Origin of the sequence: Shinella sp., assembly GCF_035998705.1 — a bacterium.
Classification (GTDB): Bacteria; Pseudomonadota; Alphaproteobacteria; order Rhizobiales; family Rhizobiaceae; genus Shinella.
The window spans coordinates 86,994-93,791 of record NZ_DASYHH010000018.1 but is presented as its reverse complement, the minus strand read 5'-3'; the positions used below and the strand labels follow the sequence as shown (position 1 = coordinate 93,791).

Here is a 6,798-nt window from a genome sequence, read left to right as displayed (position 1 = left end):
CGGCCTTGTCGATCGCGTTCATGTGCGCTACTCCTATTGTTCAATGATTCAAGGATTATTGAAATATGGACGAACGTCAAGCCCTCACCTCATTCGCGGCCCTGTCGCAGGAAACCCGCCTCGCCATCGTTCGAACGCTGGTCGTTGCCGGACCGGACGGACTGGCCGCCGGCCTGATCGCCGAGCGCATGGGCGTCTCGCCGTCGAACGTGTCCTTCCATCTGAAGGAGCTGGAGCGATCGGGCCTTATCGCGCAGCGGCGAGAATCCCGCTCCATCGTCTATAGCGCCAGCTACGATGCGCTGGCCGATCTCGTAAAATTCCTGATGGAGGACTGCTGCGCTGGCCATCCGATGGTCCGCGAGGGTATCGAGCGGGTTGATGGCTGCTGCAAGACGGATGCTGCCCGGAGCGAGGGCGACGTCATTGCGTGATCGGAATGTACCTGTCGGCGTCGTCGCCGCGCTGGGCCTGACCCAGATCATCGGCTACGGCACGCTCTATTACAGCTTCAGCATCCTGGCGCCCGGCATTGCGGCGGATCTCGGCATCTCTGTCGCACAGGTCTTTGCCGTCTTCTCGGCCTCGCTGTTCGTTGGGGGGCTGTCAGCGCCGTACATAGGGCGGCAAATGGATCGCATTGGCGCGGCATCGGTAATGGCGATCGGCTCGGCGTTGTCTGCGCTGACCTTGGTCTTGTGCGCCTGGTCGCCGTCGGTGGCAGTCTTCGCGTTGGCCATCGTCCTGTTGGAGATATCGTCCGGCATGGTCCAGTACCAGGCCGCGTTCGCGGCACTGGTGGAAGCCGATCCCCGCTCCGCATCACGGAGCATTACCTATCTCACGCTGATCGCAGGATTTGCCTCCACGATTTTTTGGCCGATTGCCACGGCGCTGCTCGGCTATCTGTCCTGGCGGGAAATCTACCTCGTCTATGCCGGGCTTAACCTTCTTGTCTGCATGCCGTTCCACCTCTGGATCTTGCGAAAGGGAAAAGTCGCAGCCGCCGGCGGAATGAGGCCGATGCGCGAGCCCGTCGTTGGGGCCATTCCTCGCGAGCGCCGCCGCGGCGCTGTACTTGCCGTCTCGGCAGCATTCGCGCTGCTCGGCTTCACGCTTGGAGCCATGCTCGCCCATATGGTGCCGATGCTCGGTGCGCTTGGATTCGGAAGCGCCGCCGTCGTCATCGGCTCGCTGTTCGGCCCGGCGCAGGTTCTCAGCCGACTGATCAACATGATCTTCGGCACGCGGCTCGCGCCGCCCGGCCTTGCGGTTCTCTCCGCCGTCTTCATGGTGCTCAGCGTCGTCATCTTGGCGCTGTCCGGCAACTGGCTCCCCGGTGCGGTTGCCTTCTCGATTTGCCTCGGCCTTGGGTCGGGCATCAACAGCATCGCGCAGGGCAGCTTGCCGCTCTATCTGTTCGGTTCGGACGGTTACGGTGCGCTCACCGGCAAGATGGCCGCCTCACGACTGGCCGCCGGCGCGGCTGCGCCGTTCGCCTTCGCAGCGACGATGGAGCAGTTCGGCATAGGCGCTTCACTCGTCTTGAGCGCCGCGCTCGGCTCGATCGGCGTTGCGGCGTTTGTCGCGGTGGCGATGGCGACGAAGCGGAGCCTCGTTGCCACACCGAGCCCGTCAAATTGACCGCAACCAACAGGCATCGTCGATGCCTGGCCGCTTCACGGCTTTTGTCGAGCAATACTCCTTTTGTCGACCTCGGATGCTTGTTTCCGAGTCAGTCCGATATCATCAAGTTGGTGTTCGTCGAGCATCGACAGTGGCTGGGATCGTTGCGAGGCACCCATGCTTTGGGCTTCCTCGATAGGAAGTTCGTCCGCATCCCGCCGCAGAACCACCGTCGCCACGCCGATGATCAGCGCGGCTCCCAACCATTGCAGGGTGGTGAGGCGCTCGCCCGGGAAAAGGAACGACCCGATGACCCCTAACACCGGAATGAGGTTAAAGAAGCTGCCGGCAACGCTCGCCCGCATCGACCGGAGCGCGTACAGATAGAGCCAATAGGCAAGCGCATAGTAGAGCAGCCCCGAGAGAATGATCGTAGCGATGTCCTGGACCGGTAAGGCGGCCGCACCCGATAGATCGACCCGGGACAGTTCAAGCGGCCAGATTGCGAGCATCCAGCCTAGAGCCACGGTCTGCTGGATGGCGACCGTGTAGAGCGGATCGGCGATGAGATTGCGCGCCAGGACCGTGTAAATCGCACAGCAAAGCACGCCCGCCAGAATCAGAGCTGTCCCCAGCTTCACGACTGAAGACGGCTCGTCACTCCAGACGCCGCTGACCAGCAAAATCCCGCACGTCGCTAGAGCCACGAGGCCGACGAGTTGGCGATCAATTCGCTCTCTGAGAAACATCCAGGCAAGGCCGAGGATGAGAACAGGCTCGAAGGCCCAGAGCAAGGCTGTGACACTCGCACTCGTCTGGGAAAGGCCGAACATGCTGAATGTGTAGGCCCATCCGGGATTGAGAAGGCCGAGCAAGCCGATAGGCAACAACAAACGGGTTGCTGGAATATCCGGCTTGGTGAAAGCAACCGCCAGCCAAAGTGCGATGACGCTCGGCACGAGCCGAAAAACAAGAATTGTGACAGGTGGAAACGACGAGAGGAGTGTCTTGCTGAGAATCGTACCAAGAGCCCAGCACAACACGCCCCTACAATCGCCACACGAGGCGAAAGCGAGGACATGGCTATCTCCAAAGATGGTTCAAACGAAGGTGGTAGGACGCCGAGAGCTAGGCGTCGTCGTCACACCGATCGTATGAAGGCAGTCTTTGGGGACGCTTGCTCATATCGCTTTGGATATCCGTCGTTGTTGCACGCCCAGCGGGACGAATTTAATCGACCCGGATTCCTCTTATATCACGCTGCTCTGCGCTCGAACACCACGCGATGGCTGCGTTGACGTTTCCCATATCCTAGAAAGCGCATCATGTAGACCGATGCCTCCCGACCACGGATCGCTACGAACTGTCTTGGTTCATTCAACATTGTCGTTGGCGACCAGACGACTGGAGGGAGGGCTAGATCGACCTTAGCGATACGCGCTTCTCAAGCTCGATCGCCTGTTCTTTCCGCTCGCTGTAGCGGTCGGTGAGATAGGCGGAAGCATCGCGCGTGAGGATGGTGAACTTCACCAGCTCCTCGCAGACGTTGCGGATTCCGGGAATTAACCGGACGGGGTTCCGATCAAAAACCGGACGTCATTCCGACATGAAGCCGGACGCGATTCCGATAAATAACCGGACAGTTTAGGCGGTCCTCTGATGCCTTTGGGTCAGCAACCTTGGCATGTGTTTCCTCGTGACGAACGAGGAGATGCTGATGCCGGCGAAGAGAAGGCTGACCATGAGACAACTACGACAAATGCTTCGGCTTTGCGCGGACGACGTGAGCGTGCGCGATATTGCCATGATGCTGGGGCTTGCACGCAGCACAGTGCAGGATAACCTTGAGCGTGCGAGAGCGGCCGGACTGAGCTGGCCCTTGCCGGGAGACCTGACGGACGACGTCATCGAGCGCCGGCTATTCTCCCGGCAGGGCGTCAAGCAGGGCCTGCGCCGGCGGGTGGAACCCGATTGGAGCGCGCTGGCGGTCGAGCTGAAGAGGCCGGGCGTGACCTTGCAGATCCCTTGGGAGGAATATCGCGCGGTTCATCCTGATGGCTACGGCTACAGCCGGTTCTGCGAGCTGTTTCGTAGCTTTGAGCAGCGGCTTTCGCCCACGATGCGCCAGGAGCATGTCGCCGGCGACAAGGTGTTCGTCGACTATTCCGGCAAGACGCTGCCGATCGTCGACGGCAAGACTGGCGAGATCCGCGAGGCGGAGATCTTCCTCGGCGTGCTGGGTGCGTCGAGCTACACCTTCGCGGAGGTGACCTGGAGCCAGGCCCTGCCGGACTGGATCGGCTCGCATGTGCGCATGTTCCGCTTCTTCGGCGGCGTCCCGCGGCTCATCGTTCCCGACAATCTGAAGTCCGGCGTGAACAAGGCCAGCTTCTACGATCCCGAGATCAACCGCACCTACGGCATGATGGCGGCGCATTATGGAGTCGGCGTGCTCCCCGCCCGGCCGAAGCGCCCCAAAGACAAGGCAAAGGTCGAAAGCGGCGTGCGTTTCGCTCAGACCTGCATTCTCGGCCGCTTGCGCAACCAGACTTTCTTCTCGCTAACCGAGGCCAATGCCGCCATCGTCGGGGCCGTTGAGCGGATCAATACCCATGTCATGCGCCGGCTCGGCCAAACCCGCCGGGACATGTTCGAGGGAGTGGAACGTTCCGCGCTCGCAGCGCTTCCGGCGCAGGACTACGAGTTCGCCGAATGGCGCCTGGCGCGGGTCTCGACGGATTACCATGTCGAGTTCGAACGATACTTCTATTCCGTGCCCCACCATCTTATCCGCCAGCAGGTGGATGTCAGGGCCACGAGCCGCACCATCGAGATATTCCTCAAAGGCCAGCGGATTGGGGCTCATCAGCGCCGATACGGCGGCTCACGCTTCGGGACCGACCCGGATCACATGCCCAGTTCGCATCGCCGATATGCCGAATGGTCGCCGGAACGCTTCCGACGCTGGGCCGCATCGATCGGGCCGCACACCGAGGGCCTGATCGTCGCGATCCTTGCCAGCCGGCCGCATCCCGAACAGGGGTTCCGAACCTGCCTCGGGGTTCTCGGGCTCTACCGCGCCATCAGCGCCGCCCAGGCCGAGGCCGTCTCGGCCCGCGCCGTCGAGATCGGCGGGCTGACCTGCAAAAGCATCGGCGCGCTCATCACAAGCTACAAAACACCCCGCCATTCCGCTGAACCGGCCGCCGTCGGCGAACACGCCAATCTTCGCGGCCCCGGCTACTTTCACTAAGGAGACAATCGACCATGCTGACCAATCCCACCCTCGACACCCTGCGCGACCTCGGCCTTTCCGGCATGGCGTCCGCTTTCCAGGAACTCGATCAGCAGCCGGAGGCCCAAAGCCTCCAGCATGGAGAGTGGCTCACCCTTCTGCTCGAGCGGGAGATGACGACGCGCCGCCAGAAGCGCTTCGAGGCCAGGGCGCGCGCCGCAAAATTGCGCCATGACGCCCAGGTCGAGAACATCGACTTCCGCGCTGCCCGCGGCCTCGACCGCAATCTCTTCCTCAAGCTGTCCAGTTGCGACTGGATCAGGCAGCACCATAGCCTGCTCCTCATCGGGCCGGCCGGCGTGGGCAAGAGTTGGCTGGCCTGTGCTCTCGGGCATAAGGCCTGCCGCGAGGATCTTTCCGTCGCCTATCACCGCGTTCCCCGGCTCTTCGCCGCCCTCGCGCTGGCCCGCGGGGACGGACGCTACACCAGGCTGATCAAATCGCTAGCCAGAACCGATCTGCTCATCCTCGATGATTGGGGGCCGGAGAAGCTCAACGACGAACAGCGCCGTGATCTTCTGGAGATCGTCGAGGACCGCTACGAGCGGCGCTCGACCATCATCACCAGCCAGATTCCCGTCGACCACTGGTATGACATGATCGGCAACGCCACCATCGCCGACGCCATTCTCGACCGCCTCGTGCATAATGCCTATCGCATCGAATTATCTGGGGAGAGCCTGCGCAAACAGCGCGCCGTGTCCATGTCCGACACAACCGTCGCTTGACCCACCACTGCCTCAACGGCAATCATCAATCAGACCCAAAGGCACCCTGACGCGTCCGGCTTCAGATCGGAACAGTGTCCGGCATCAAATTGGAATGCCTGTCCGGCTTCGCGTCGGAATACCCGTCCGGCTTCATCGGAATACGCACAGACGTCGACCACGCGGTCGTAATAGCAGGAAGGCTTCATCCGGCCATCGGCATCGAACTCCTGATAGGCTTTGGCGACCGAGGATTGGTTCGGGATGGTGATCATCCGCATCCAGCGACCGAGAATACGCATCTGGTTCAGGGCATTGAAGGACTGGCTACCGCCCGAGACCTCCATCACGGCGAGTGTCTTTCCCTGGGTCGGCCGGACCGATCCGACCGACAACGGTATCCAGTCGATCTGGGACTTCATGATGCCGGTCATCGCGCCGTGGCGTTCCGGGCTCACCCAGACCTGCCCTTCCGACCATTGGGAGAGATCACGCAGCTCCTGCACCTTCGGATGGCTTGGGGGCGCTTCGTCGGGAAGCGGCAGACCCTTTGGGTCGAACATGCGCACCTCGCATCCGAACCGTTCGAGCAGCCGGCGGGCCTCGTACGCGAGAAGGCGACTATACGAGACTTCGCGAAGCGAGCCGTAGAGGATCAGGATGCGCGGCTTGTGCGTCGAGAATGCCGGGCGCAGGGCATCGAGATCTGTCGAATGCAGGTGATCGCCCTGCAGTGCTGGAAATGTGTCAGGCAATGCGCTTTCCTTCCTGGTCGAGAACCTGCTCGCCATCTTCCTTGAAGAATGGTCCGTCGAAAGTCTCCGGCAGGATGTCGAGTGCAGCTTCGGAAGGGCGGGCGAGCCTGGCGCCGAGCGGTGTCACGACGAAGGGCGATTGATCAGGACCGGCGTTGCGATCATCGCGTCGAGCAATTGGTCGTCGGTCAGGGCCGGATTGTCGAGCCCGAGTTCGGCATAGGGCGTGCCCTTCTCGCGAACGGCTTCCCGGACCGTCAGGCCAGCATCCGCGATTATCGTCGCGAGCTGATCGCGCGTTGGCGGGGCCTGAAGATATTCGACTACGGTTGGTTCGATTCCGGCCGCGCGGATCAGCGCAAGCGTGTTGCGGGACGTTCCGCACGAGGGGTTGTGGTAGATGGTGACATCCATG

The 6,798-nt window shown here is 61.9% G+C and carries 6 protein-coding genes and 2 pseudogenes; 4 read left to right on the top strand and 4 right to left on the bottom strand.

Annotated features, from left to right (window positions below; translation table 11 throughout):
- The first annotated feature begins 65 nt into the window (after positions 1–65).
- Both VGN93_RS14395 and arsK read left to right on the top strand, forming a co-directional pair.
- Entirely contained in the window at positions 66–434 is a 369-nt protein-coding gene (locus tag VGN93_RS14395) for a metalloregulator ArsR/SmtB family transcription factor (RefSeq protein WP_319324310.1), read from the top strand.
- Complete coding sequence (gene arsK / locus VGN93_RS14390) at positions 382–1,644, top strand: arsenite efflux MFS transporter ArsK (protein ID WP_414714093.1); 1,263 nt, start codon at positions 382–384, stop codon at positions 1,642–1,644. The genes VGN93_RS14395 and arsK overlap by 53 nt, the downstream gene beginning before the upstream one ends.
- Before the next feature lie 35 nt (positions 1,645–1,679).
- Here the strand turns inward: arsK and VGN93_RS14385 are convergent, their stop codons facing one another.
- Together VGN93_RS14385 and VGN93_RS14380 are read right to left on the bottom strand one after the other, a co-directional pair.
- Positions 1,680–2,669 (bottom strand): DMT family transporter, encoded by a 990-nt coding sequence (locus VGN93_RS14385; RefSeq protein ID WP_319324363.1) that lies wholly within the window; start codon positions 2,667–2,669, stop codon positions 1,680–1,682.
- Positions 2,670–3,042: 373 nt separating this feature from the next.
- Positions 3,043–3,174: pseudogene (locus VGN93_RS14380) on the bottom strand (arsenical resistance protein ArsH); the annotation flags it as partial.
- A 169-nt stretch (positions 3,175–3,343) separates the two neighbouring features.
- On the opposite strand from VGN93_RS14380, the gene istA reads away from it, so the two are divergent.
- Positions 3,344–4,879, top strand: a complete 1,536-nt coding sequence (istA, locus tag VGN93_RS14375; RefSeq protein WP_327507987.1) for an IS21 family transposase — start codon at positions 3,344–3,346, stop codon at positions 4,877–4,879.
- Between the two features lie 14 nt (positions 4,880–4,893).
- Positions 4,894–5,649, top strand: coding sequence for an IS21-like element helper ATPase IstB (gene istB / locus VGN93_RS14370; protein WP_327507986.1), 756 nt, complete (start codon positions 4,894–4,896; stop codon positions 5,647–5,649).
- A gap of 29 nt (positions 5,650–5,678) precedes the next feature.
- Here the strand turns inward: istB and arsH are convergent, their stop codons facing one another.
- Both arsH and arsC read right to left on the bottom strand, forming a co-directional pair.
- Positions 5,679–6,419, bottom strand: coding sequence for an arsenical resistance protein ArsH (arsH, locus tag VGN93_RS14365; RefSeq protein ID WP_327507985.1), 741 nt, complete (start codon positions 6,417–6,419; stop codon positions 5,679–5,681).
- Positions 6,376–6,797, bottom strand: a pseudogene (arsC, locus tag VGN93_RS14360) (arsenate reductase (glutaredoxin)). Before arsC ends, arsH begins: the two are co-directional and overlap by 44 nt.
- Position 6,798: the final 1 nt, after the last annotated feature.

Excerpts from the sequence above, each read along its gene's own strand:
- VGN93_RS14395 (WP_319324310.1), top strand. The coding sequence starts at position 66 with ATGGACGAACGTCAAGCCCTCACCTCATTCGCGGCCCTGTCGCAGGAA.
- arsK (WP_414714093.1), top strand. The coding sequence starts at position 382 with ATGGCTGCTGCAAGACGGATGCTGCCCGGAGCGAGGGCGACGTCATTG.
- istA (WP_327507987.1), top strand. The coding sequence starts at position 3,344 with ATGCCGGCGAAGAGAAGGCTGACCATGAGACAACTACGACAAATGCTT.
- istB (WP_327507986.1), top strand. The coding sequence starts at position 4,894 with ATGCTGACCAATCCCACCCTCGACACCCTGCGCGACCTCGGCCTTTCC.
- arsH (WP_327507985.1), bottom strand. The coding sequence starts at position 6,419 with ATGGCGAGCAGGTTCTCGACCAGGAAGGAAAGCGCATTGCCTGACACA.